A 24,424-nucleotide genomic window follows, 5' to 3' on the forward strand; every position below is an offset into this window, starting at 1 on the left:
GGGTACTCTCAGCCCTTCTTCACGGCGGCGACGATCTTCTGCGCGGCATCGTCGAGGTCATCGGCGGGAATCACGTTGAGGCCGGAATTCCGGATGATCTCCTTGCCTTTCTCGACATTGGTGCCTTCCAGACGCACCACCAGGGGCACTTCGAGGCCCACAGCCTTCACCGCCGCGATCACGCCGTTCGCGATCACGTCGCATTTCATGATCCCGCCGAAGATGTTGACGAGGATGCCCTTCACCTGCGGATCGGCGGTGATGATCTTGAAGGCCGCCGTCACCTTTTCCTCGCTCGCGCCGCCGCCGACATCGAGGAAGTTCGCCGGCTCCTCACCGTAGAGCTTGATGATGTCGAGGGTGGCCATGGCGAGGCCCGCGCCGTTGACCATGCAGCCGATGGTGCCATCCAGCGCGATATAGGCGAGGTCGTATTTCGAGGCCTCGATCTCCTTGGCGTCCTCCTCGGTCTCGTCGCGGAGCGCCAGGATGTCGGGATGGCGGTAGAGCGCGTTCGAATCGAACGAGATCTTGGCGTCGAGGCACTTGAGATGGCCGTCGCCGGTGAGGACCAGCGGGTTGATCTCCAGCATGCTCATGTCCTTGGCGGTGAACGCCTGGTAGAGCTTGGTGGTGAGGTCGCCGGCCTCCTTGGCCTGTGCGCCGGTGAGGCCGAGAGCCTTGGCGACGGCCCGGCCGTGATGGGGCATGATCCCGGTGGCCGGATCGACCGAGAAGGTGATGATCTTCTCGGGCGTGTCGTGGGCCACGGTCTCGATATCCATGCCGCCCTCCGTCGAGACGACGAAGGCGACCTGCCCGGTCTCGCGGTCCACCAGCATCGAGAGGTAGAACTCGGCGGCGATCTGCGCGCCTTCTTCGATGTAGAGGCGGTTGACCTGCTTGCCGGCTTCGCCGGTCTGGATCGTCACCAGCGTCTCGCCCAGCATCTCGCCGGCGAATTGCTTGACCTCGTCGATGGACTTGGTGACACGCACGCCGCCCTTGGCACCAGCAGCCGCGCCCTTGAACGTGCCCTTGCCACGTCCGCCGGCATGGATTTGCGACTTCACCACCCAGACCGGACCGCCTAGCTCCTTGGCGGCAGCCTCGGCCTCTTCCGGCTTGAAGATCGGAACGCCGCGGGAGACGGGCAGGCCGAACTCCTTGAGCACCGCCTTCGCCTGATATTCATGGATGTTCATTAGGACATTTCCTCGCCTCGTCCCGCGGCAGCGCGCGGGATTGGAAGACACGACACACCGGCCTCGTTCACGCCGACGGGACACCCGCCGGCGCGCGACGCTTCTTGTGAGATTTCAGGCCAGCGCCGGGTTCACGGTCTTGCAGGCTTCGATCAGCGTCTTCACGGCGCCCACCGACTTGTCGAACATGGCCTTCTCGTCGGCATTGAATTCCACCTCGAGGACACGCTCGACACCGCCGGCGCCGATCACGATCGGGACGCCGACATACATGCCGTCGATGCCGTACTCGCCGCTGAGATAGGCGGCGCAGGGCAGCACCCGGCGCTTGTCGCGCAGGTAGCTCTCGGCCATGGCGATGGCGGAGGCGGCCGGGGCGTAGAAGGCCGAGCCGGTCTTGAGCAGGTTCACGATCTCGCCGCCACCCTTGCGGGTGCGCTCGACCATGGCGTCGAGCTTCTCCTGGGTGGTCCAGCCGAGCTTGACGAGGTCCGGCAGCGGCACGCCGGCGACGGTGGAGTAGCGCACCAGCGGGACCATGTCGTCGCCGTGGCCGCCGAGCACGAAGGCGGTGACATCCTCCACCGAGACCTTGAACTCGTCGGCCAGGAAGTGGCGGAACCGCGCCGAATCCAGAACGCCGGCCATGCCGACGACCTTGTTGGTGGGCAGGCCCGAGAACTTCTGCAGGGCCCAGACCATGGCGTCGAGCGGGTTGGTGATGCAGATCACGAACGCGTCCGGAGCGTGCTCTTTGATACCGGTGCCGACGGCTTCCATCACCTTGAGGTTGATGCCGATCAGGTCGTCGCGGCTCATGCCGGGCTTACGCGGCACGCCGGCGGTGACGATCACCACGTCGGCTCCGGCGATGGCCGAATAATCGCTGGCGCCCGTATAGGTCGCATCGAACCCGTCGACCGGAGCGGATTCCGCGATGTCGAGGGATTTGCCCTGGGGAACGCCGTCGACGATGTCGAACAGGACGACGTCGCCGAGTTCCTTCAGGCCCGCCAGATGCGCGAGGGTTCCGCCGATCTGCCCGGCGCCGATGAGCGCGATCTTGCTGCGTGCCATGGAAAACGAACCTCCAGTATCAGTGCCGATCCGCGATGCTCCGTCCCGACGGACGGGCTGCTTGCCGAGGTCGCGATCGCACGTTGATTTCGCCGCGACGGTGTGGCGGAAAAGTCCCCATGCTTCAACCCGACGTGGTCGGCGCTAAGCAGAGTTCGGGCCACAGACGTACCGCGACGCTGGAGGATGCCTTCCAAAAAAGTCTTTCGCCGGAGCATTTTAGACCAACGAACCCCTCTCCGGTTCGACGGCAAAGCTTCGGTGACAGGTCCAAAATATTGTTACTTCGCTTAAAGTGCGCCGATCCGCAGCACTTTCTGGATCGCCTGGATGACGGCTCCGAAGCGCGCCTGGATCAGGTCGACGGGCAGATCGGAATCGTGTTGCATCGCCAGCGGATGGGTGAAGCGGTAGCTCGCATCGAAGATGTAGGCGATGGCCCGCTCGCGATCCCGAGCCACGAAGGCTCCCGCAGCGATCCCCTCCTCCACCACACGCTCTACGAGACTGCGCAGGCGAACCCGGTGACGCCGGGCGATGGGCCGTGCCGCCACCGTCGCATCGAGATGGACCGCGAACAGATGGGGCTCCCGTGCCAGGACTTCGCGCTGCGCGCTCGCCAGGGCCATCAGGAGGCGCTCGATCTTATCGTCTGCAGGGTCGGGCGCATCAGCGATGCGGGCGAGTTCCGCCTCTACATCTCTGAGCCAGCGGCCCGCGACGGCATCCAGAAGGGCGTCCTTGGATGGAAAATACCGATAGACATTGGCGTGGGTCATGCCGGCCTCGGCGGCCACCGCGACGACCGTCACCCGTTTGTGCCCGAGCCTGGCCAGATGCTCCGTCGCGATCGCCAGGAGGCGCGCATCCACCGAGAGCGGCGTGGGGCTGGCCCGGCTAATTCGGGCCTTGGGCCTGTCGGGCGGGCGGAGACCCGTCATGGGTGTAGCATCATCGCTGCCGGCCGAATCATAGCCGACCACAAAGGACGTACCTGCCGTCTCCATCGATACTCCAGCCGGCGCTGATAAGGAGGGCGGGCCGTATCCGGAGTCGGCGTCGCCCCCGCATGTCTCGCTGAGATCGAGACAGCCAGAGGCCCATAGCCGGTCAGAAGCTGTTCTTCCAGGCCCTTAATGCAGTGAACACTAGTTCCGCCGGTGAATTAGCAAAAAGATTCACTGCTTTAGCGAGGGAAGGCTCCGTGGAACGAAGGAAAGGATTGGTCGCGCGCTCATGCCTCATCGTCGTCGGAACCAGGAATCTGCCAGCGGCCTTTGCGTCCTGCGCCTCGGCCATACGAGACTTCAATGCCACGTTGTCGGGATCGGCGGCGAGAGCGAAACGGGCATTGGAGAGGACGTAATTGTGTCCGCTGAAGATCTCCGTGTCGTCCGGCAGGGGGAGAAACCGCTCCAGCGACCGCCAGAGCGATTCCGGCCGGCCTTCCACAACCCGCCCGCATCCGAGGGTGAACAGGGTATCGCCGGCGAACACGATCTGCGCTGCGGAGAACCAGTAGCTGACATGGTCATTGCAATGGCCCGGCGTTTCCCAGACCTGCGCTTCGAGTTCGCCGACCCGGACGAGATCCCCCTCGGCGACGGCGACATCCACCTCCGGCACATCGGCCCCGGCCTTGCGCGGCGCGGTCACCCGCGCGCCGGTGCGGCGCTTCACCTCCGGGATTCCCTCGATATGATCGAGATGCCGGTGCGTCACCAGGATATCTGTGAGCGTCCAACCGGTTTCGTCGAGCACCTTCAGGACGGGAGCCGCCTCCGGCACGTCGATGGCGGCACAGGCGCCCGTCGCGGGATCTCGGATCAGCACGCCGATATTGTCGCTCCGGCAGAGGAAGGTGCGGATCTCGGGGCGGGAAACGGTCAAGAGGCGTTCCTCTCTGGTGGCGCGGTGAACCTAAGCAAGAACCGGACGCGGCGGCGAGGAGTTCCGGCATCCGGACGTTGCGGCGGACGTTGCGGGTTGTGGGCGAGCGGCCTCGTCCCCATTGATCCGATTCCTAGCCTGCGTCAAAGAACCCTGTAACTTCAAAACGTCCGGCCGCGCCGGAGCAAGCCGCCCATGCGCCTCGACGTGACCGATCTGCGCGCCTTCTATGCCAGCCCCCTCGGCGGCGTGACCCATCGCATCGTCGGGCGGGCGATCCATGGGTTCCTCGGCTCGGTCTCGGGCCTGAGGGTTCTCGGCCTGGGCTACGCGACCCCCTATCTCGGGCCGATCCACGTCATCGCCGAGCGCACGCTTGCCTTCATGCCGGCCACGCAGGGAGTCGTGAACTGGCCCGGCGGCGGACGCTCCTGCTCGGCCCTCGCCGACCCCACGATGATGCCCCTGCCGGAAGCGGCGGTGGACAGGGTGATCCTGGTCCATGCCCTCGAATCGGTGGAAAGCCCGACCGAATTGCTCCAGGACGTGTGGCGCGTGCTGACGCCGGGGGGGCGGATGATCCTCGTCGTGCCCAATCGGCGCGGCGTCTGGGCACGTCGCGATGCAACGCCGTTCGGCCATGGCCAGCCGTATAGCCGCTCGCAGCTCGGGCGGCTGATGCGGACCACCCAATTCTCGCCAGAGGGATGGGCCGAGGCGCTCTACATGCCCCCGGTGAACAGCCGGCTCTGGCTGCGGACGGCCAGCGCCTGGGAGAAGGTCGGGACCGGTCTCTCCCTCCCCTTCGCTGGCCTGCACGTCATCGACGCCACGAAGCAGCTCTATCGTCCGGTGGCGGTCCGCAAGGTGCAACGGGCAACCCGCCTCGCTCCGGCGAGAGTACTGGTTCCCACCCCCTCCCCGGGCTGAACCGAGGCCACTCGATTCAGGCATCCGACCAAGGCTCCAGACCAAAGGCAGCCGTTTCCATGTTCAGCCTCATCGCCCCGGAAGCGGCGCTCCACAGCTTCATCTTCGCGTTCTCGAGCCTCTTCTCGATCGTCAATCCGGTCGGCTCGGCCCTCATCTTTTCGCAGATCACCGCGCAGAACTCCCATCCGGAACGGGTGGAGATCGCCAAGCGCATCGGCTTCTACTCAGCGCTGATCATGCTCGCGGCCCTATGGGCGGGGGCGCCGATCCTCAACTTCTTCGGCGTGTCGCTGGGTGCCCTGCGGATCGCAGGCGGTCTCGTGGTCGCCGCCTCCGCCTGGACCCTGCTCAGCGCACCCGAGGCTCGTGAGGCACGGAAACATGCCGAGGCGACCCATGATGCTCCCGACAGCGTCGCCGACGTGGCGTTCTTCCCCCTGACCCTACCCTTCACGACGGGCCCCGGCACCATCGCCGTCGCGATCGCCCTCGGCTCGAACCGGCCCGTTCCGGGGCCCGACCGGATCGGGTTCTATCTCGGCATGTCGCTGGCGGCCCTCGCCATCGCGCTCCTGGTCAGGTTCACCTACGGCTCGGCCGACAGGGTGGTGACCGCCATCGGCCCGGTCGGCGCGCGGGTTCTCGGCCGGCTCTTCGCCTTCCTGCTCCTGTGTATCGGCACCCAGATCACCGTGAACGGCGTCACCGACGTCCTCGGACCGATCCTCGCCGCCGGCAAGCGCTGAGCGGACAGGCCCGCACACCGACAGCCTCGCTTTGGCCAACCTCGCCCTGGCCAACCTCGCCTTGGCATCGCCCGGTTGAGGCTGTACCGCAGGCGCGAATTCTCGTGGAAGGACGACAGAATGCGGCTCGCAGTGGTCGGTGCCGAGGGGCGCATGGGGCGGATGCTCATCCGGGCGGTGACGGAGACCGAGGGCTGCACCCTGAGCGGCGCCGTCGAGCGCGAGGGCTCGCCCGCCCTCGGCCAGGATGCAGGGACCCTCGCCGGCCTGCCGCCGCTCGGCGTCAACGTCACCGACGATCCGCTCACGGTCTTCGCGGCCACCGACGGCGTCCTCGATTTCACCGCCCCCTCGGCCACGACCTTCTTCGCCGAACTCGCCGCCCAGGCCCGCATCGTCCATGTCGTCGGCACGACTGGCCTCGCCGAGGCGGATATCCACAAGCTCATTGCGGCAGCGCACCATGCCCGGATCGTGCGCTCGGGCAACATGTCCCTCGGCGTGAACCTGCTCGCCGGTCTCGTGCGGAAGGTCGCTGCGGCTTTGGGCGAGGATTTCGACATCGAAATCGTCGAGATGCATCACCGCATGAAAGTGGATGCGCCCTCCGGCACGGCCCTCCTCCTCGGGGAGGCGGCCGCGGTGGGGCGCGGCGTCAACCTCGCCGAGACGCGCGTTTCCACCCGGGACGGCCATACCGGCGCGCGCCGGCCCGGCGATATCGGCTTCGCCACCCTGCGTGGCGGCACGGTGGTGGGCGACCACAGCGTGACCTTCGCCGGACCCGGCGAGCGCATCACCATCAGCCACCATGCCGAGGATCGGGCGATCTTCGCCCGTGGCGCCGTACGAGCGGCGTTGTGGGCCCATGCCAAACCTCCAGGCCTCTACGGCATGGCCGACGTCCTCGGTCTCTGATACGAGAGCCCGGTCATTGACTGTTCAGGTCGGCCAGTACACCAGCCCCGCAGGCGCAGATTCTGTTGCGTCGCACCATTCACCGAGAAATAGGATGGACGTCTGATGGAGCGCCTGCTCGTCCTCGCTCGCCACGGCCAGAGCGAATGGAACCTCAAGAAGCTTTTCACCGGCTGGCGCGATCCGCAACTCACCGAGCTCGGCATCACCGAGGCCAGGACCGCCGGCCGCTGGCTGAAGCAGCAGGGGTACGCTTTCGACGTCGCCTTCACCTCCAACCTTCAGCGGGCACAGCATACCTGCGCACTGATCCTGGAGGAGATGGGCCAGGGCGGCATCGAGACGGTCCGGTCCGAGGCGCTCAACGAGCGGGATTATGGGGACCTGTCGGGCCTCAACAAGGACGATGCCCGTGAGCGCTGGGGCGATGCCCAGGTCCATCAGTGGCGCCGGTCCTACGACATTCCGCCCCCCGGTGGGGAAAGCCTGAAGGACACCGCGGCGCGCGTGCTGCCCTATTACATTCAGACCATCCTGCCGCGCGTCATGGCCGGCGAGCGCGTCCTGGTGGCCGCCCACGGCAATTCGCTGCGTGCGCTGGTGATGGTGCTCGACGGGATGACCACGAAGACCATCGCGAGTCTCGAGATCGCCACCGGTATCCCCCTCGTCTATCAGCTCAAATCCGACACCACGGTGGAGAGCAAGGCCGTCCTTGAGCGGGACATCGACCACGACGCTTGACGGCAAAGCGCGGTGAAAGCCGCGCCGGGCATCGGTGCGCGGTTCCCGAACAGACATCCGGCACGCCTATGCTCCCTCGTTCCGCCGAACGTGGCTCGACCAGGGAGGCGGGCCGGCAGCGGCGTGGAGCCACGGCCCCGCCGCAGGCCGACCGGAACGCTTGACAGCGGGAAGGTGTGGGCCGACCCATCGTCGGCGAGCCTTCCTCACGAAGGCCGCGCGAGCCCTTCGCCTTGACCGGAGTCGTCTCGCGTCCGAACACCTGAACCGGAGCCGCAACAGGCGGCTCCGTCGCGGAGAACCGATCCGATGCGTCTGCGTAACCTCGTCCGTCCGGTCGCGGCACTGGCCCTGATCGCCGGGCTCTCGTCAGGCGCCATCTCCGTGGCCTGGGCTGCCGATGCGATCTTCCCGCCGAGTTCGCGCTTCGGCTTCACGCCAGCCTCGGACATGACGTTGTCCAAGCGGTTCTCCGGATTCGAGCGGATGGAGGGCGGCGCGACGCTCTCCATCGTCGAGCTGCCGTCGACGGCCTTCGTCGACCTGGAGAAGAGCTTCACCGACGAGAACCTCCGTACGCAGGGGTTCGTCGTCGCGACGCGGGAAGCCATCAAGGTCGCGGGAGACGTGGATGCCGTGCTCTTCACGGGGGAGCAGCCGGCCCCGGAAGGCGCCAACACCCCAGCCATCAGGAAATGGCTGCTGCTCGTCGGTGACACCACGGTCACGGGCATCATCATCGCCCAGACCGTGCCCGATGCCGAGACGCCGGAAACCATGCGGAACATGCTGACCAGCGTGAAGATCCGTCCGGAACTCACCCTGGACGAACAGGTCGCCGCGCTGCCGTTCCGAATCCGTGAATCGGCCGGCTTCCGTCCCGTCCGGGTACTCGCGGGTAATTCGGTCCTGATGACGCAAGGTCCGAAGGACCAGATGCTCAATCTCGAACAGCCCATCCTGGTGCTGGCCCAGGCCGTCCAGCAGCCGCCCCAGCCGGAGCAGCGCGATGCCTTCGCCCGCGCCGCGCTCTACTCGAACCAGACGATGAAGGATTTCGCGGTCGAGCGTTCGCAGACCTACCGCCAGAACGGCGTCGACTGGCACGAGATCGTTGCCCGCGCAGTGGATGGCCCTTCGAACACGCCGGTGGTGGTCTCGCAAACCATCCGGTTCGCGCCGGACGGTTACCTCCGCGCGCTCGGCGTGGTGCGGGCCGACCAGCGCAGCGCCATGCTGTCGAAGTTCCGCGAGGTCATCGACAGCGTCGAAGTGAAATAGCCGGGCGGCAGCCTCGCCCGGGAGGTATCGTCCGGGACGAGGCTGCGGTCATCATTTGATGTTCGGCCGATGCGTCAGGCCGCGTCCGCCGGACTGGCGGCGGCCTTGGGTCCACCCTTGGCGACACCCACCAGGGCCGGGCGCAGGACCCGGTCGCCGATGATGTAGCCGGACTGCATCACCTGCACCACCGTGCCGTTCGGGACCTCGGCATTGGGAACTTCGAACATCGCCTGGTGGCGGTTCGGATCGAAGCGCTGGCCCTGCGGCTCGATGAGCTTCACGCCGTGACGCTCCAGGGTCTTGGCCAGATCGCGCTCGGTCAGTTCGATCCCGTCGATCAGCGCCTTGAACGGCCCCTCGGCAGCCGAGGCTGCCTCAGCCGGCACGCTCTCCAACGCACGACGGATGTTGTCGGCCGCGTTCAGCATGTCGCGCGCGAAATTCGTCACGGCGTAGGTCCGCGCATCCGCCACCTCGCGCTCGGTGCGCCGGCGCAAGTTCTCCATCTCGGCCAGAGTACGCAGGACGCGATCCTTCAACTCGTCGCGCTCGGCGATCAGGCCCGCCAAAGCCTCGGCGTTGTCCTCCGCACGCGCATCGGTCTTCGCCTCGGCTTCCGCCGCCGCGTCGGCGCGCTGCCCATCATGCTCCATGTCGTTCGCCATCATCGCTCTTCGTCGATCGCAGGTTGCTCGTCCCGCACCGGTCGTCGGTCATAGTCGCCGGCGACCCACAGCACGCGGTCGATCGGAATGGGGTCGGGCCACGACGCCGAGACCCGCTCGACGGGGGTCGGCATCATGCTCCGGGATCGGAGGTGATATCAGACGCGCAGAGGATGAAATCAAGCCGAGCGCCGCCCTGGTGCCGTCTCCCGCCTCAGCCCCCTGCGTGATTCATGCCTGCAGGGGGCTCAGGCTTCCCGCGGAGGCGGCGACTCCACTAGCGCTTCCAACCCCTCCGCCCTCAGGGCAGCGACATCGCTGGCGAACACCTCCATGACCGCGTTGCGGATCGCCGCCTGCCGGTCGGGCTGGATCACCCGGGTGCCGGTAAGATCGGTGACGTAGAAAACATCGACCGCCCGCTCGCCGAAGGTCGCCACATGGGCGGAGGTGATGTTGAGGCTGAGGCGCCCGAGGGCGGTCGTCAACTCGTAGAGCAGGCCCGGCCGGTCGAGGCCGGTGACCTCGACGACGGTCTCCCGGCTCGACAGGGCGTTGTCGATCGCCATGTCGGGGGGGATCAGGAACGTGTTGGAGCGGTTGCTCGGCGGATGCCGGTCGGCCACGAGATCGGCGATGCGGATCTCGCCCCTCAGCGCCCGCTCGATCGCCGTGGTGATGCGCTTGGCGCGGCGCAACTCGTCGTCGTCCCGCTCGAAGGCGCGGGAGATGAAGATCGAATCGAGGGCGAAGCCGTCGGTCGTGGTGAAGATCTGCGCGTCGACGATGTTGCCGCCCAGCGCCGCGCAGGCCCCGGTGACGATGGCGAGGAGACGCGGATGGTCGGGTGAATAGACTGTGATCTCGGTCACGCCCCGCGTCGGGTCGGTCTCGTAGACGGTGGCGACGGTGCGACCGTCTTCCATGACACCGCGCACGAACCCCGCATTCTTGAACTGCCGGACGGCGTCGACCTTCAGCCAATAGGCCTGGTTGTGCCGAGCGGCATAGGTATCGAAGAAGGTCGGATCCCAATCCGCCAGCTGTTCGCGCAAGCCCATCTGGATGAGGCGGACCCGGTCGGTCCGGGCGATCTCGGAATGACCGCCCGACAGGAGCACCTCGGTCTCGTCGTAGAGGGTGCGCAGCAGCGTGCCCTTCCAGGCCGTCCACACGCCCGGCCCCACCGCCTTGATGTCGGCGACGGTGAGGATCATCAGGAGTTTCAGCCGCTCCATGGTCTGAACCACGGAGGCGAATTTCTGGATCGTCTTCGGGTCGGAGAGGTCGCGGCTCTGAGCCGTCATCGACATCAGCAGGTGATGCTCGACCAGCCAGGCCACGATCTCGGTCTCGGCCTGGGTGAGGCCGAAGCGCGGGCCGATCTTCTCGGCGATGGCCGCGCCGGCGATGGAATGGTCTTCCGGTCGCCCCTTGGCGATGTCGTGCAGCAGCACCGCGACGTAGAGGGCGCGGCGGTGGCTGATCGTGTCGATGAGCCGCGTGGCGATGGGGTGGTCTTCGGAGACCGTGCCGGAATCGATGGCCGCCAGCACGCCGATCGAGCGCAGCAGGTGCTCGTCCACCGTGTAGTGGTGGTACATGTTGAACTGCATCAGCGCGACGATGCGGCCGAAATCCGGGATGAACCGGCCGAGCACGCCGGCCTCGTTCATGAGCCGCAGGATCGTCTCCGGCGAGTTCTTCGACGTCAGCACGTCGAGGAACAGGGCGTTGGCCTCCGTGTCGGAGCGCAGCGAATGACCGATGAGCCGAAGCGAACGGGTGGCGACCCGGGTCGCATCCGGGTGGATCGGCAGGTTGTGGCGATCGGCGAGCCAGAACAGGCGGATCAGGTTCACCGGATCGCGCGAGAAGGCATCGGCGGTGCGCAGGTTGATCCGACCATGATCGTCGATGAAATCCTCCGCCTCGATGGCGGTGGCGCGGAAACGATCACGGAAACGGCCGATCCAGCGGTCGAGGACCGGCGTGCGCTTGGCATGCCGCGCCTCGAGGGCAGCGCAGACGATGGCTGTGAGATCACCCACTTCCTTGGCGATCAAAAAATAGGCCTTCATGAAGCGCTCGACGCCCGACAGGCCGCCGCGCGGCTCGTAGCCGAAGCGTTCGGCGATCCGCGGCTGCAGGCCGAACGAGAGCCGCTCCTCGGACCGTCCGGTGACGAAATGCATGTGGCAGCGGACGCGCCAGAGCAGTTCCTCGCAGCGCTCGAACACCCGGTACTCCTCCGGCGTGAACAGGCCGGCGGGGACGAGTTCGCTCTGATCGCGGACGCGGTAGGTGTATTTCGCGATCCAGAACAAGGTGTTGAGGTCGCGCAAGCCCCCCTTCCCGTCCTTGACGTTGGGCTCGACGAGGTAGCGCGAGGCCCCCGATTTCGAGACGCGGGTATCGCGCTCGCGCAGCTTGGCCTCGACGAATTCCGGTGCCGTCCACATGACCAGCTCGGTGTCGAACCGCGTGACCAGCTCCTCGTACAGCGCCCGCGCGCCGAAGAGGTAGCGCGCCTCGAGGAGGGAGGTGCGGATCGTCATGTCGGCCCGCCCCTCGCGCAGGCACTCTTCCACCGAGCGCGTGGCGTGGCCGACCTTCAGCTTGAGGTCCCACAACACGTAGAGCATCGCCTCGACGACGCTCTCGGACCAGGCGGTCTGCTTGTAGGGAAGCAGGAACAGGAGATCGATGTCCGATCCCGGCGCCATCGTGCCACGGCCGTAACCGCCGGTGGCCACCACCGCGAGCTGCTCGCCCGTGGAGGGATTATCGTTGGGGTAGAGCCGCCACACCACCGCATCGTGGATCGTGCGGATCACCGCATCGGTGAGGTTGCTGATGCGCTGGGCGCAGGCGGTGCCGTTGCGCTCCTCCATCAGCCGGGCTTCGGCATCGGCATGCCCGAGCTCGATGATGCGGCGGAGCTGCGGCACGAGAAGCGCGCGTAGCTGCGTCGCCTCGCGCACGTCGCGGTCGAGAGTGGTGAGGACCGTCTTGAGGGCGTCGGCGGCGTCGAACATGCGCAAACCCGTTATCATGTTCCCGGTCGGACACCAGAGACAACGCTAGGCAGAGGCGTAGATGTGATGGGCACTCGGCATGATGTCGTTCTACGTGCCGGAAAATTTGTTTGACGAAACGAACGGTCCTGGCTACCTCGGAAACCCCGCGCCGCTGCCGGGACCATGGAGACCATTGACCGATGACACTGTCTCGTCGCGCCATCCTGAGTGTCATCTGCGGCGCCGCGTCGCTTCTGCTGATGCCGCGTCACGGCGAGGCGGCGGAGGTCAAGGAGATCCGCCTCGATTGGGCAACCTACAACCCGGTGAGCCTGATCCTCAAGGACAAGGGTTTCCTGGAAGAGGCCCTGAAGGACAAGGGCATCAAGGTGCGATGGACCCAGTCGCTGGGCTCCAACAAGGCGCTGGAATTCCTTAATGGCGGCGCCATCGATTTCGGGTCCTCGGCGGGGGCCGCGGCTCTGCTCGCCCGGATCAACGGCAACCCGATCAAGGCGGTCTACGTATTCTCGCGTCCGGAATGGACGGCACTGGTGACCCGCAAGGACAGCGGCATCACCAAGCCCGCCGACCTCAAGGGCAAGCGCATCGCGGTGACCCGCGGCACCGACCCGCATATCTTCCTCATCCGCGCGCTTCAGGGCGCCGGGCTGACCGAGAAGGACGCCAAGCTCGTCCTGCTTCAGCATGCCGACGGGCGCACCGCCCTCGACCGGGGCGACGTCGATGCCTGGGCCGGCCTCGACCCGATGATGGCGGCCTCCGAGATCGAGAACGACGACGTGCTGTTCCACCGCGATGCCGCCGCCAATACCTGGGGCGTGCTCGACGTGCGCGAGGATTTCGCCGCCGCGAACCCGGACCTCGTCCGCACCGTCATCGCCGCCTACGAGACCGCGCGCGACTACGCGATCAAAAATCCGGACGCCCTGAAGAGCGCCCTCGTCACGGTGACGAAACTGCCGGAGACGGTGATCGCCCGCCAGATCGAGCGGACCGACCTCACCCGGCCCGCCATCGGCAAGGCTCAAGCGGAGTCGATCACCGCCGCCGGCATCGCCTTGCAGCAGGCCGGAGTGATCCCCGCCGGCACCGACGTGAAGGCGGCGGTGGACGGGCTGATCGATCCGCAATTCGCACCCGCCGCCCGCTGATCCGTGAACGAGTCCGCCGCGACCGAGCGCGCTGTGATCGAGCCCGCTGCGACTGCCCCCGTGGTGTCGGCCGCGCACGACGCGGCTGACGGGACGGCGTCGCCCAAGCCCCGGGGGGACACTTTCTGGCACCGGGGCGGCCGCCTCGCGCTCGGCCTGATCCTGCCCCTGGCCCTGGTTATCGGGTGGGAGTTCGCCGTCCGCACCGGCCTCGCCCAGGGGCGGCTGATGCCTCCGCCGAGCCGGATCGCGGCGACCCTCCACGACCTTGCCGCCTCGGGCGACCTGTGGATGCACGTCCAGGCGACGCTGGTGCGCGTCGCCCTCGGCTTCGCCTTCGGCGCCCTGGCCGGCATCGCGGCGGGCGCCTTGACCGGGGCGCTTCCCACAGCCCGCCATATCCTCGACCCGACGCTCCAGGCACTGCGTGCCGTGCCGTCCCTCGCCTGGGTGCCGCTCTTCATCCTCTGGCTCGGCATCCTCGAGACGCCGAAAGTGACGCTCATCGCCGTGGGGGTGTTCTTCCCGGTCTATATCGGGGTGGCGGGGGCCATCGCCTCCGTCGACCGCAAGCTCATCGAGGTCGGACGCATCTTCCGGCTGTCGAAGCTGCAGCTCGCCCGGCGTATCCTGCTTCCCGCCGTCCTGCCTGCGACCCTGACCGCCCTGCGCACCGGCCTCGGCCTCGGCTTCCTGTTCGTGGTCGCCGCCGAGCTGATGGGAGCCTCCGAAGGACTCGGCTACCTCCTCATCGACGGTCAGCAATTCAGCAAGGCCGACCAGATCCTGGCGGCGATCATCGCTTTTGCGATCCTCGGTAAGCTGGCCGATGCCGTCCTCGTCGCCGTGACCCGGCCTCTCACGCGCTGGCAGGACACGGCGCGGGAGACGTTGTAGGTCCCCTCACCGGATCGAAGAAGGCTGGTGCCCCGCGATGCTCACCCTCGATAGCCTGTCCAAGACCTATTCCGACGGCACGCGGGCGCTGGAGCGCATCGACCTCGCCGTGCCCCAGGGCGAGATCGTCGCGCTCATCGGCGGCTCGGGCTGCGGCAAGACCACCTTGCTGCGGCTCGTCGCGGGGCTCGACCGGGCGAGCGAGGGCCGCATCGTCCTCGACGGCGAGCGGATCGCGGAGCCGCATCCGGGCGTCGGGCTCGTTTTCCAGGAACCGCGCCTGCTGCCCTGGCTCGATGTCGCCGACAATGTCGGCTTCGGCCTCGGCCACCTGCCCCGGGCGGAGCGCAAGGCACGCATCACCCATGCCCTGGACATGGTAGGGCTTGCCGAACATGCGGGCCGCTGGCCGCGGGAACTCTCGGGCGGGCAACAGCAGCGCGTCTCCATCGCCCGCGCCTTCGTGGCGAACCCGCGCGTGCTCCTCCTCGACGAACCGTTCTCGGCGCTGGACGCCTTCACCCGCAAGGACCTGCACGGCCATCTCCTCGCCCTTTGGCAGGAAACGAAGCCGACGATCCTCATCGTCACCCACGATGTCGGGGAGGCAGTGGCGCTGGCCGACCGGGCGGTGGTGATGCGCCCCAAGCCCGGCCGCCTCGACGATGCCATCCCCCTCGCACTGGCCCGGCCGCGCGATCCCGCCTCGCCGCATAGCGAGGCAGCCACCCGCCGCATCCTCGCCGCCCTGGACCGCTCGCTGAAGCCGGCTCAAGCGGCGGCGCCTACCGAGGCGGCGCAATGGTGGTGAGCCCTTCCCTGGCGTCCGGGCGCATCCCAGGTTAGACGCCGAGGCAAAGACCAAGACGACAATCGCACCAAGACGATCGAGGAAACACCCGATGGACGCCACCACCCTGCGCTCGCTCCAGGCCCCTCTCAAGGACCAGTACCGCAATACGCCGGAATCGGCCGTCATCACCCTGAAAGCCAAGGGCACCCTCGACGACACCTCCATCGCCTGTAAGGTCGAGACCGGGCGGGCGCTTGCGGTCGCCGGCCTTCACCCGGCCACCGGCGGGTCCGGCCTCGAACTCTGCTCGGGCGACATGCTGCTCGAGGCGCTGGTGGCCTGCGCCGGGGTCACGATCAAAGCGGTGGCGACCGCCCTCGAGATCGATCTGCGCGCCGGCACGGTGAGCGCTGAGGGCGACCTCGACTTCCGCGGCACGCTGGGTGTCGACAAGGAAGCGCCGGTGGGCTTTCGCGCGATCCGCCTGAACTTCGCCCTCGACACCGATGCGCCGCAGGAGAAGCTCGACCAGCTCCTCAAGCTGACGGAGCGCTACTGCGTCGTGTTCCAGACCCTGAACCACAAGCCCGAACTTGCGGTCCACGCCTCGAAAGGCTGATTGGCGAAGGCGAAGGCGTCCCGGTTGGCGCCTCCAGCCCTCTCGCCGGAAAAGGGGAGCATGCCCGGCGCTGAAAGATGCGCTCAGGCTGCCGCGATTCGCCCTTCGATCGCATCCCAGACCGAGACCGCCAGATCCGGTCCCCCGAGCCGCTTGATGGCGCGGATGCCCGTGGGAGAGGTGACGTTGATCTCGGTGAGGTTGCCGTCGATCACGTCGATGCCGACGAGGATGAGGCCGCGCCGGCGAAGCTCCGGTCCGATCGTGGCGCAGATTTCCCGCTCGCGCTCGGTGAGGTCGGAGGCCGCCGCCGCCCCGCCGCGCACCATGTTGGAGCGGATGTCGTTGAGCGCCGGGACACGGTTGATCGCGCCCATCGGCTCGCCGTCCACCAGGATGATGCGCTTGTCGCCCTCGGTGATCTTGGGAAGGAAACGCTGGACCACCCAGGGCTCGCGGAACGTCACCGAGAACAGGTCGAACATCGAACCGAAATTGGCGTCCTCCGGCAGCACCCGGAACACCGCCGCGCCGCCATGGCCGTGCAGGGGCTTCATGACGATGGCGCCGTGCTCGGCGCGGAACGCCTCGATCTCCGCCTTGTCGCGGGTGATCAGGGTCGGCGGCATGAGCTGCGGGAAATCGAGGACGAACAACTTCTCGGGCGCGTTGCGCACCTCGGCCGGGTTGTTCACCACCAGGGTCCGAGGATGGATCCGCTCCAGCATATGGGTCGCGGTGATGTAGGCCATGTCGAAAGGCGGATCCTGGCGCATCAGCACCACGTCGACCTCGGCCAAGTCGACACGCTCCATGGCACCGAGGGTCGCGTGAGCGCCCTCCACATCCTGGACCCGGAGGGGCTCGACCCGCGCGGTCACCACCTGCCCCTGCATGGAGAGGCGGTCCGGCGTGTAGAACAGAAGGTCGTGGCCTCGCGCCTGCGCTTCGAGGAGCAGGGCGAAGGTGGTGTCACCGGCGATCCTGATCGCCTGGATCGGGTCCATCTGAACCGCGACGGTCAGAGCCATGGCGCACGAGCCTCATTCACGTTCGAGCATCGGCGAAGGCTCGGGGACCCGCCCGTCCCCAGTCTTCGTCGGACGCAGCAGGCCTAGTCGACGGCCCGGCTCGCGTCGACAGACTTCTTACCGGGACGCGTCGCCGAGGGGTGACTTTCCCCTGTCGGCGAGACTTGTCTCCGTGGTCCCGCCTCAGCGGGACTTAATCCTCTCAGCGGGACTTAATCCTCTCAGCGGGACTTGCCGCCGGTGCGACGGTCGTAGTCGCCGATGGCGTTGCGGCATTCGGGAGAGAGACGAGGGCGATTGCGCTCCATGCACTTCTCGGCCTCGTTGCTGTTGGGATCGACCCCGGCACAGAGGCGGAAGTAGTCGTTGGCGCAGCCGAGCTGCAGGCCCTGATCTTCACGCTGGGCCTGGGCTGGGCCGGCCGCAAGGAGAAGGAGCGCGAAGGGAGCGGCTTTCAGAGCCACGGACAGGCCCTTCGAGAGGCTGGAGGATCGTGTGGTCGCCACGCGCATTCTGCGTTGTCCTTCGCTCGGATCGGATTGAGGCGGCATATCTGCCGCTGCCATGGGTTAGCAAGCGCGCGGGATGCCGTCCTTGTTCCGGCCAAGGCTCATCGGACACGGGGGCGGACGGTGAGCGTGTCGTGCCGGTCACACTTTTTGCTCGATGCACCGCGAGACGGGTCATGAAAATGGCCCCGCTCACAGGTGGAGCGGGGCCGAGTACAAGGGAGGAAACGCCCGCCATGGGCAGCGAAGAGCGAAGCAAGGAGCAAGCCAGGGTTCGTTTCCGCCTCCTATTCGGAGGGCCCCGTCGCTGCGGCGAAATTGCCACGCGACCGCGTTCCCCATGGCAGCCGTCCCGCGCCACCCCTCGAATTGAAGGAGCGCAGAAACCTTTCGTTAACTACCCCGTGATGATCTCCGCTCTGCATCACGATGGATTGAGAGTTCGACGGGGCCAGGCCCCGACGGGATTCGAGTGGACGCTTCCGACAGGTTCGGGTGGTGCGGATCGAGGATCGATGGGATCGCCAGCGATGACGCCTGACCGCAAGTCCCAGAAAGCCGACCTACATACCGGAGAGCCTTCGGGCGACCGGGGGGATCGTTCGATGACGCGCCCGACCGCGAGCGTCGTGCCGTTCCGCCAGAGCGCCGTCCGCCGCTTCCGCAGGGAAGACGACAGCGCAGACGGCATGGCGGGAGAGATCCTGCTGTTCACCGGCGTCCGCTACGAGCGCATGCCCGACCCGGCGTTGCCCGCCCCCCGCCAGCGCCGACGCTCCTGACGCCCCACGCCTCTTGAGACCCCGCCTCCGGTCATCGCGAGCCGAGCAGCACCGTCACTCCGAGGAAGCGCGATGCCGGCGTCCCATTCCGTCAGCTCCACCCGACGCCCGGTCCGGACCGCAACCGCAACCGCCGCCGCGCTTCTGCTGTTGGGAGGCTGCGCCCAAAAGGGTGATTTCGGCCGTCCGGCCCCGAGCGCGTGGAACAGCCTCGTGGCATCCACCGGCACCGTGGCCGCGCATTACCGCAACGAGCCGGCCTCGTATTTCCCGCTCACGGATGACGAGCGCACCCTGCGTGACCGGGCCTGGCGCTTCCTGATGCCGGCAGCCGAGAACGAGGCCTTCACCGACGCCCTGGCCAATCTCACCCGCACCCGCGTGCTGCCGCCGAGTTGGCGGAACGATGACGTCGCCAGCTATCACGCGGCCCTGGTCGCGGAGCCCTTCCGCTCGCCCGTTTCGCGCTATCGTCGCCTGTCGGACGACATCACGGCGGACGGGCGCCTGATCCCACTCTTCGTGGCTACGGCCGCGCGGGTGGCGAATGCCGATACCCTGCGCCTGCGCAGCCTGCCCTTCGTGAAGAGCCTGGACGACGAGAGCATTCGGCAGGCCGCCATGCGGGTCGCCGAGAACCGCTGCCTCGTGGCCTGGGTCCGGCTGGAGACGGGGGTTCGCGCGGAACGTTACCGCTACGCCCTGCAGCATCTCCTCGTGGAGGTCCCTTCGGTCGAAGCCGTCTCGGTCGAGCGCAGCCTCGCCGGCCTCGACGGACGCCGGGTGATGCTCGACCCGCTGCTTCCGGCGGAGGCCGAGGCGCGCTGCGGATTGGTGGCGGCCCCGGAGGCCGAGGCCGCCCGACCCATCGTCGCGAAGTACTGAATCAGGGCTGCCCGTCCGGAGAGGATGGGGGCCGGCCCTCAGCCCCCGGATTTCGCAGCGTCCTCGGTCGGGCTGTCGATGGTGCAGGAAACGGCCTGAACCGCCTCGTTCGCCGCCTGCCGCTGGCTCGGAAGGGCCGCGACCACGCGCACCACCACGAAGCCCTCCCGCTCGGTGGCGACGATCCGCACGTCGCGGCTCACATCGTTCTCGTCCTCGTTGGCCAAGGCTTCGTCGTATTGGGCGCGGGTGAGGATCACGAGGTCGAGGGCGCCGCGCACCGCCGCTTGGTCGGTGACGGCGTAGAAGGCCCCCCGCCGGCCATGAACGGCCAGGGACAGCATCAGCGCGCCGGTCCGTGCCGAGACCCGCATCGGACCCTCGGCGAGGTTGTAGGCGCAGATCCCCACGGCGACGGAGGGATCGGGAATGGGCAGCCACGCCTCGGCTGGAGCCGGGTTGATGCCGGTGGCCAGAGTGTAGACCGGCATCGCATGATCGAGCGTCTCGCTGGTGCGTGCCTTCGTCAGCGCGTCGGATTCCGACAGGCTCGGGATCGCCAGCACGACGACGATATGCACCAGCCCGGCCAGGACGAGGCCGGCGAGGGTCGCGAGAAGGAAACGGCCGGTCGGGTTCATTCCGCGCATTCCGTGCGGGAGATCGTGGGAACCGCGGATCGCTCCACCGTGCCGGCGCTGGCCGCCACCGGCGTATCGTAGAGGCGGAGCGCCAGCCGCACCGGGCCGGCAGCGCGCGGCATGGGCAGCCAGTTGCCGGGCTGGACGTCCGGGGCGAGGACGATGGAAAAGCGCCCGTCCACGTCGCGCAGCACCTCTGTGGAGGTGAAGCCTTCGCGCATCACAGGCCGGTCGGGGTCACGCTTGCCGCGCCCGGCGACGGTGATGGTCCAGGCCCGTGCAGGAGGCGTCGCGCCGGCGATCCGGTAGGTGCAGGCCGCATTGAGGGCGCGGCCCTCGTCGTCCTGGGAGGCGGTGAGAAGCAGGCCTTCCCCCACCGCCAGGGGAATCTCACCGCGCCGGGCATTCACCGCGCGGGCATACGGATCGGCGCCGAGCGAGCCCGTGCGCGGCCAGGCGATCCAGCTCCCCACCGAAACGCCGCCGAACGGATAGCCGCCCCGCGTGGCATAATCCGCCGTCGCCAACCCCAAGCCCGCGCCGAGGGCGAGCGTATAGAAGACGAGCCCGACGCGGGACGTCCGGCGCAGGACGGCCCGAAAGGCGCGGCTTCCCCGGCCGGCGACGCCCGCGATGCCCGGCATCGCGCCGGACCGGGCAGGGTGATCTGTGGTGCTCATGCGGCGGCTGACATCCTGGGGCCGTTGGACACCGTCGCTACGGGATGCCAATGCGGCCGCCGACCGGGCGGGCGCCATCGGCGACGGCGCCCGTGGTCTCCCCAGCGGCGGCGCGGGCGCCGGCGGGCGTCCCCGCCTCCACGGTGCGGAACAGTCCGTTCATGCTGCCGATGACCTCGAACGAGCGCCGCGAGAGCTTGCCGGCCGCACTGGCGGCCGCGTTGGGTGGTGAGGACGACCCGGCCTGCGCGATCGGACGGGTGTTCTCCTTGAGGCCCGGCATCGCCTTCAACTCGATGCCCTGGTGGGCCGTCTCCATCACGTCGTGCCAGGCCATGGCCGGAAGCGAGCCGCCGGTCATCTTGTTGGTGGAGGTGGAATCGTCGTTTCCGAACCAGACGGCGCCCACGTAATTGCCGGTATAGGCCACGAACCAGGCATCCTTGTAGGCGTTGGTCGTCCCGGATTTACCCGCGACCTTGATGCCGTCGAGCTGCGCGCGACGGCCGGTCCCCTCCTCCACCACCTTGTTCAACATGAAGTTCATGTCGGCCACCACCTGGGGGGAGAGGATCTGCTCGGGCTTCTCGTCGGCATGGCGGTAGATCACCTCGCCGGAGGAGTTCTTCACCTCCATGGCCGCGTAGGGCTTAGCCTTGCGGCCGCCATTGGCGAACACCGCATAGGCTGCCGCCTGATCGATGACGTTCACCTCCGCCGAGCCGATGGGAAGCGAGACGGAATCGGTGAGCGGGGTGGTGATGCCCATGCGATGGGCCATTTCGATGATCTTGGCGCGTCCGGCCTTGGCAGCGGGGAAGTCGCCCTTGATGCCGATGGCCTTGCCGAGTGCGACCGAGATCTGGATCGGGATCGTGTTGATGGATTTCGCCACCGCCACGGTAAGGTTGGTGGCGCCGGAGAACGAGCGGCCGTAATTCTGCGGGCACCAATTGCCGAGGCAGATCGGCCGGTCCACGACTCGGGTGTCCGGCCGGTAGAGGCCGGCGGCGAGACCCGCCGCATAGACGTAGGGTTTGAACGACGAGCCCGGCTGGCGCAGGGAATCGGTGGCCCGGTTGAACTGGCTCTCGCCGTAATCGGCCCCGCCGACCATGGCGCGCAGCGCCCCGTCCGGATCGAGGATGACCATGGCGGCCTCGTCCACGTCGTACTGGTCGCCGTACTGCCGCAGGATGTTCTCCACCGCTTGGTCGGCACGTTTCTGGATACCGATATCGAGGGGCGTCTTCACGATCAGCACGCGGTCGCCGCGCAGCTTGCCGGCATCCGCCATGCCCTTGATCTCGCCGAAGGCCCAGTCGAGGTAGTAATCGGCGGTGATGTCGCGGGTGCGGGTCACCGGCGTCGCCGGGTTGCGCAATGCCGTCTGAATCTGGCCTTCGGTGACGAAGCCGGCTTCCACCATGTTGTGGAGCACGTCCACCGCGCGGGCGCGGGCAGCCGGCAGATTGACGTGCGGCGCGTATTTCGTCGGCGCCTTGAACAGGCCGGCCAGCATCGCGGCCTCGGCGAGGCTCACGTCCTTCAGGGGCTTGCCGAAATAATAATCGGCCGCCGCAACCGCGCCGAAGGTGCCGCCGCCCATATAGGCGCGGTCGAGATAGAGCTTGAGAATGTCGTTCTTGCTGAGATGGCTCTCGAGCCACAGCGCCAGGAACGCCTCGTTCACCTTGCGCTCCAGGGAGCGCTCATTGGTGAGGAACAGGTTCTTGGCGAGTTGCTGGGTGATGGAGGAGCCGCCCTGCGTGTTGCCGCCGCCGCGCGAGTTCGACACGAGGGCGCGCGCCGTGCCGATCGGGTCGATCCCCCAATGCTCGTAGAAGCGCCGGTCCTCGGTGGAGACCAGCGCCTTGATCATGCTGTCGGGAAAGTCGTCGAGCTTCAGCGAGTCGTCGTGCTTGATCCCGCGCCGCCCCACCTCGACGCCGTAGCGGTCGAGGAAGGTGACGGCGAGATCCTGCTGCTTCAGCCAGTTCTCGCTGGTGAGGTTGAAGGCGGGTTGCGCGAGGGCCAGCATCAGAACGGCGCCGCCGGTCCCGAGCGTCACCGCTTCGCTGGTGAGATCCAGGGCGACACGCTTCCAGCCGCGCACCGAGAAGATCTGCATGCGTTCCTGGAAACGCTCGTAGGTCTCGGCGGTGGAGCGGCCGCTGTCGTACAGGCTCGCATTCACCCAGGCATCGAAGCCGAGGGCGGCGTGTTTCAGGCGCGTCAGAAGCGAGGTGGCTTTGGGCAGGCGCACGACGTGATCTCTGTCCCTCAACGCACGGCCGGCACCGCTCACCGATGCCGCAGGTCAAGCACTACCAAGCTCCGCGCGTCTTCGCGAGGCCCGGCAATCCACACCACCCGCCCTTCGGCAGGGGAAGAACGCGGACGGCCCGCACCATAATGCGTCGGAAAGCGAAAACGTCGCGACGTCGGCGAGAATAACCCTTCGTCAACCTTGATCCGGGAATGGGGCGCGGAGGTGGCGCGGCTTGCCGATCAGGCCCACATGCGTCAAGGAGCCTGCGCGCTCCGCCCTCCGTTTCGAACCCCGAAGGTGCTCCCGATGAGGGACCGCACATCCCCCCTCCTTGCCCCGGACCCAATGGCACCCGAGCCATCGAAGCCGTTCTGGCGGGAGAAGACCCTCGACGAAATGTCGTCGTCCGAGTGGGAAAGCCTGTGCGACGGCTGCGGCCGGTGCTGCCTGCTGAAGCTCGAGGATGACGATACCGGCGAGGTCTACCATACCGATGTCGGCTGCACCCTACTCGACGGGCTCGCCTGCAACTGTCGCGATTACGTCAACCGCCAGAGACGGGTGCCCGATTGCGTCCGCCTGACGCCGGAGGCGGTCCGCACCATCCCGTGGCTGCCACCGACCTGCGCCTATCGCCTCGTGCGCGACGGCCAGGATCTCTATCCGTGGCATCCCCTCGTCTCAGGCCGTCAGGCCAGCGTCCACGAAGCCGGCATCTCGGTGCGCGGCCGGATCTCGGGCAACGAAGAGGAGTTCACCACCGACGAACTCCTCGACCAGATCGTCACCTGGCCCGGCCGCACCCCGGAGACCGAGGACGAGGATTAGGCGCCGCGAAGGCGCCTCACGGATCGAGACGGAAGCGATCCACGTCGCGCAGGAGATCGAGGAAGGCTCGCGCACCGTGATCGAGGGCCGCGAGGCCGGCTTCGCGCGTGCCGAGAGTCGCGTTGCCGATGGCACCCGAAGGATGGAGGTCCTGCGACTTCCAGGCGAAGGCGGCTGGGCGGCCGGCGCGCAGGTGAGTGAAGTCGCGCTCCATCGCGACTGAGCGAGGCTCGAAATCGGCTATGGCCTGCCGACGCACCGCATCGGGTTTCAGCGCCAGCATCAGCGCCGTCTCGACGGCGCCGGCATGGATGCCATGCCTGATTTCGTCTTCGGGAAAGAGGCCCGGCGGGTAGCCGAACCGGCTCCAGGCCGTGGTGACGGCGAGCATGCCGAGACTGCGCAGGTCGCTCGCCACGAGGTCGATGAGGCCACTATTGCCACCATGGGAGGTGACGATGACGAGCTTGCCGCATCCGGCGCGATGAAGGCTGCGGCCGATCTCGCCCCAGGCCCGCAGGGCCGTCTCGGCCGTGAGGGTCAGCGTGCCGGGAAACGCGTCGTGCTCGTCCGATTTGCCGATGCTCTGGACCGGCAGGACCAGGATGTCGAGGTCGCTCGCATCGAGTTCGGCCAGCTTGGCGAGATAGCCTTCGGCGATGGTGACATCGGTGGACAGCGGCAGATGCGGGCCATGCTGCTCCACTGCCGCCACGGGGAGGATGGCGATGGAGTGGCCGATGGCGGATTCGATCTCGCCGGTCGTGAGATCGAACCAGTTCCGCACCGCCATGGTCGTCGTGTCCCTTGCGGCCCCGCGCCGCCAGGGC

General features: G+C 67.4%; 25 protein-coding genes. 12 read left to right on the forward strand and 13 right to left on the reverse strand.

Annotated elements, in window-relative coordinates:
• Positions 1 to 8 precede the first annotated feature (8 nt).
• The 4 genes from sucC to gloB all read right to left on the reverse strand — a co-directional run bounded on the left by sucC (position 9) and on the right by gloB (position 4,172).
• Entirely contained in the window at positions 9 to 1,205 is a 1,197-nt protein-coding gene (gene sucC / locus ASF32_RS09420; protein WP_056426896.1) for an ADP-forming succinate--CoA ligase subunit beta, read from the reverse strand.
• A 114-nt stretch (positions 1,206 to 1,319) separates the two neighbouring features.
• Entirely contained in the window at positions 1,320 to 2,282 is a 963-nt protein-coding gene (gene mdh / locus ASF32_RS09425; RefSeq protein WP_018045796.1) for a malate dehydrogenase, read from the reverse strand.
• Between the two features lie 290 nt (positions 2,283 to 2,572).
• Positions 2,573 to 3,223, reverse strand: coding sequence for a TetR family transcriptional regulator (locus ASF32_RS09430; RefSeq protein WP_244478182.1), 651 nt, complete (start codon positions 3,221 to 3,223; stop codon positions 2,573 to 2,575).
• A gap of 169 nt (positions 3,224 to 3,392) precedes the next feature.
• Positions 3,393 to 4,172: a hydroxyacylglutathione hydrolase gene (gene gloB / locus ASF32_RS09435; RefSeq protein WP_056426897.1), complete on the reverse strand. Its 780-nt coding sequence runs from the start codon at positions 4,170 to 4,172 to the stop codon at positions 3,393 to 3,395.
• Between the two features lie 195 nt (positions 4,173 to 4,367).
• Between gloB and ASF32_RS09440 the strand changes: the two genes are divergently transcribed.
• The 5 genes from ASF32_RS09440 to ASF32_RS09460 all read left to right on the forward strand — a co-directional run bounded on the left by ASF32_RS09440 (position 4,368) and on the right by ASF32_RS09460 (position 8,794).
• Positions 4,368 to 5,102: a class I SAM-dependent methyltransferase gene (locus tag ASF32_RS09440; protein ID WP_056426899.1), complete on the forward strand. Its 735-nt coding sequence runs from the start codon at positions 4,368 to 4,370 to the stop codon at positions 5,100 to 5,102.
• Positions 5,103 to 5,161: 59 nt separating this feature from the next.
• A complete protein-coding gene (locus ASF32_RS09445) occupies positions 5,162 to 5,851 on the forward strand; it encodes a MarC family protein (protein ID WP_056426902.1) in 690 nt (229 codons plus the stop codon).
• A gap of 120 nt (positions 5,852 to 5,971) precedes the next feature.
• Positions 5,972 to 6,769: a 4-hydroxy-tetrahydrodipicolinate reductase gene (gene dapB, locus ASF32_RS09450; protein WP_056426905.1), complete on the forward strand. Its 798-nt coding sequence runs from the start codon at positions 5,972 to 5,974 to the stop codon at positions 6,767 to 6,769.
• A gap of 105 nt (positions 6,770 to 6,874) precedes the next feature.
• A complete protein-coding gene (locus ASF32_RS09455; protein WP_056143159.1) occupies positions 6,875 to 7,513 on the forward strand; it encodes a 2,3-bisphosphoglycerate-dependent phosphoglycerate mutase in 639 nt (212 codons plus the stop codon).
• A gap of 309 nt (positions 7,514 to 7,822) precedes the next feature.
• Positions 7,823 to 8,794, forward strand: coding sequence for a hypothetical protein (locus tag ASF32_RS09460; protein WP_056426911.1), 972 nt, complete (start codon positions 7,823 to 7,825; stop codon positions 8,792 to 8,794).
• A 74-nt stretch (positions 8,795 to 8,868) separates the two neighbouring features.
• Here ASF32_RS09460 and grpE read toward each other — a convergent pair whose 3' ends face one another.
• The 3 genes from grpE to ASF32_RS09470 all read right to left on the reverse strand — a co-directional run bounded on the left by grpE (position 8,869) and on the right by ASF32_RS09470 (position 12,500).
• Positions 8,869 to 9,465, reverse strand: a complete 597-nt coding sequence (gene grpE / locus ASF32_RS09465) for a nucleotide exchange factor GrpE (protein ID WP_056426914.1) — start codon at positions 9,463 to 9,465, stop codon at positions 8,869 to 8,871.
• On the reverse strand, positions 9,462 to 9,599 hold the full coding sequence (locus ASF32_RS25235; RefSeq protein ID WP_156467748.1) for a hypothetical protein: 138 nt from the start codon (positions 9,597 to 9,599) through the stop codon (positions 9,462 to 9,464). The genes grpE and ASF32_RS25235 overlap by 4 nt, the downstream gene beginning before the upstream one ends.
• 111 nt (positions 9,600 to 9,710) lie before the next feature.
• Positions 9,711 to 12,500 carry a [protein-PII] uridylyltransferase gene (locus ASF32_RS09470; protein ID WP_056426917.1) on the reverse strand — a complete coding sequence of 930 codons (2,790 nt, stop codon included), beginning with the start codon at positions 12,498 to 12,500 and terminating at the stop codon, positions 9,711 to 9,713.
• A 242-nt stretch (positions 12,501 to 12,742) separates the two neighbouring features.
• On the opposite strand from ASF32_RS09470, the gene ASF32_RS09475 reads away from it, so the two are divergent.
• The 4 genes from ASF32_RS09475 to ASF32_RS09490 all read left to right on the forward strand — a co-directional run bounded on the left by ASF32_RS09475 (position 12,743) and on the right by ASF32_RS09490 (position 15,966).
• Positions 12,743 to 13,657, forward strand: coding sequence for an aliphatic sulfonate ABC transporter substrate-binding protein (locus tag ASF32_RS09475; RefSeq protein WP_244478218.1), 915 nt, complete (start codon positions 12,743 to 12,745; stop codon positions 13,655 to 13,657).
• Between the two features lie 156 nt (positions 13,658 to 13,813).
• Positions 13,814 to 14,554 (forward strand): ABC transporter permease, encoded by a 741-nt coding sequence (locus ASF32_RS09480; protein WP_056427084.1) that lies wholly within the window; start codon positions 13,814 to 13,816, stop codon positions 14,552 to 14,554.
• Between the two features lie 37 nt (positions 14,555 to 14,591).
• Positions 14,592 to 15,365 carry an ABC transporter ATP-binding protein gene (locus ASF32_RS09485; RefSeq protein ID WP_056426923.1) on the forward strand — a complete coding sequence of 258 codons (774 nt, stop codon included), beginning with the start codon at positions 14,592 to 14,594 and terminating at the stop codon, positions 15,363 to 15,365.
• Between the two features lie 91 nt (positions 15,366 to 15,456).
• Positions 15,457 to 15,966 carry an OsmC family protein gene (locus tag ASF32_RS09490; RefSeq protein WP_056426926.1) on the forward strand — a complete coding sequence of 170 codons (510 nt, stop codon included), beginning with the start codon at positions 15,457 to 15,459 and terminating at the stop codon, positions 15,964 to 15,966.
• A gap of 83 nt (positions 15,967 to 16,049) precedes the next feature.
• On the opposite strand, the gene gshB is transcribed toward ASF32_RS09490, so the two are convergent.
• Positions 16,050 to 16,997, reverse strand: coding sequence for a glutathione synthase (gene gshB, locus ASF32_RS09495; protein ID WP_056426931.1), 948 nt, complete (start codon positions 16,995 to 16,997; stop codon positions 16,050 to 16,052).
• A gap of 221 nt (positions 16,998 to 17,218) precedes the next feature.
• Positions 17,219 to 17,509, reverse strand: a complete 291-nt coding sequence (locus ASF32_RS09500) for a hypothetical protein (RefSeq protein WP_056426933.1) — start codon at positions 17,507 to 17,509, stop codon at positions 17,219 to 17,221.
• A gap of 602 nt (positions 17,510 to 18,111) precedes the next feature.
• Here ASF32_RS09500 and ASF32_RS25920 point away from each other — a divergent pair.
• Together ASF32_RS25920 and ASF32_RS09510 are read left to right on the forward strand one after the other, a co-directional pair.
• Positions 18,112 to 18,288 (forward strand): hypothetical protein, encoded by a 177-nt coding sequence (locus ASF32_RS25920; protein ID WP_200919078.1) that lies wholly within the window; start codon positions 18,112 to 18,114, stop codon positions 18,286 to 18,288.
• A 72-nt stretch (positions 18,289 to 18,360) separates the two neighbouring features.
• Positions 18,361 to 19,173, forward strand: a complete 813-nt coding sequence (locus tag ASF32_RS09510; RefSeq protein WP_056426940.1) for a hypothetical protein — start codon at positions 18,361 to 18,363, stop codon at positions 19,171 to 19,173.
• 38 nt (positions 19,174 to 19,211) lie between these two features.
• Here ASF32_RS09510 and ASF32_RS09515 read toward each other — a convergent pair whose 3' ends face one another.
• The 3 genes from ASF32_RS09515 to ASF32_RS09525 form a co-directional block, all read right to left on the reverse strand.
• The gene (locus tag ASF32_RS09515) at positions 19,212 to 19,823 is read right to left on the reverse strand and encodes a hypothetical protein (RefSeq protein WP_200919079.1); all 612 of its coding nucleotides are present in this window, start codon (positions 19,821 to 19,823) and stop codon (positions 19,212 to 19,214) included.
• Complete coding sequence (locus tag ASF32_RS09520; RefSeq protein WP_082470592.1) at positions 19,811 to 20,458, reverse strand: DUF1214 domain-containing protein; 648 nt, start codon at positions 20,456 to 20,458, stop codon at positions 19,811 to 19,813. The genes ASF32_RS09515 and ASF32_RS09520 overlap by 13 nt, the downstream gene beginning before the upstream one ends.
• Positions 20,459 to 20,531: 73 nt before the next feature.
• Positions 20,532 to 22,760, reverse strand: a complete 2,229-nt coding sequence (locus ASF32_RS09525; RefSeq protein ID WP_056426948.1) for a PBP1A family penicillin-binding protein — start codon at positions 22,758 to 22,760, stop codon at positions 20,532 to 20,534.
• 351 nt (positions 22,761 to 23,111) lie between these two features.
• Between ASF32_RS09525 and ASF32_RS09530 the strand changes: the two genes are divergently transcribed.
• Positions 23,112 to 23,594 (forward strand): YcgN family cysteine cluster protein, encoded by a 483-nt coding sequence (locus tag ASF32_RS09530; protein WP_018045819.1) that lies wholly within the window; start codon positions 23,112 to 23,114, stop codon positions 23,592 to 23,594.
• Between the two features lie 16 nt (positions 23,595 to 23,610).
• On the opposite strand, the gene ASF32_RS09535 is transcribed toward ASF32_RS09530, so the two are convergent.
• The gene (locus tag ASF32_RS09535) at positions 23,611 to 24,387 is read right to left on the reverse strand and encodes a creatininase family protein (RefSeq protein ID WP_056426951.1); all 777 of its coding nucleotides are present in this window, start codon (positions 24,385 to 24,387) and stop codon (positions 23,611 to 23,613) included.
• Positions 24,388 to 24,424: the final 37 nt, after the last annotated feature.

Origin of the sequence: Methylobacterium sp. Leaf91 (assembly GCF_001422815.1) — a bacterium.
Taxonomy (GTDB): Bacteria; Pseudomonadota; Alphaproteobacteria; order Rhizobiales; family Beijerinckiaceae; genus Methylobacterium.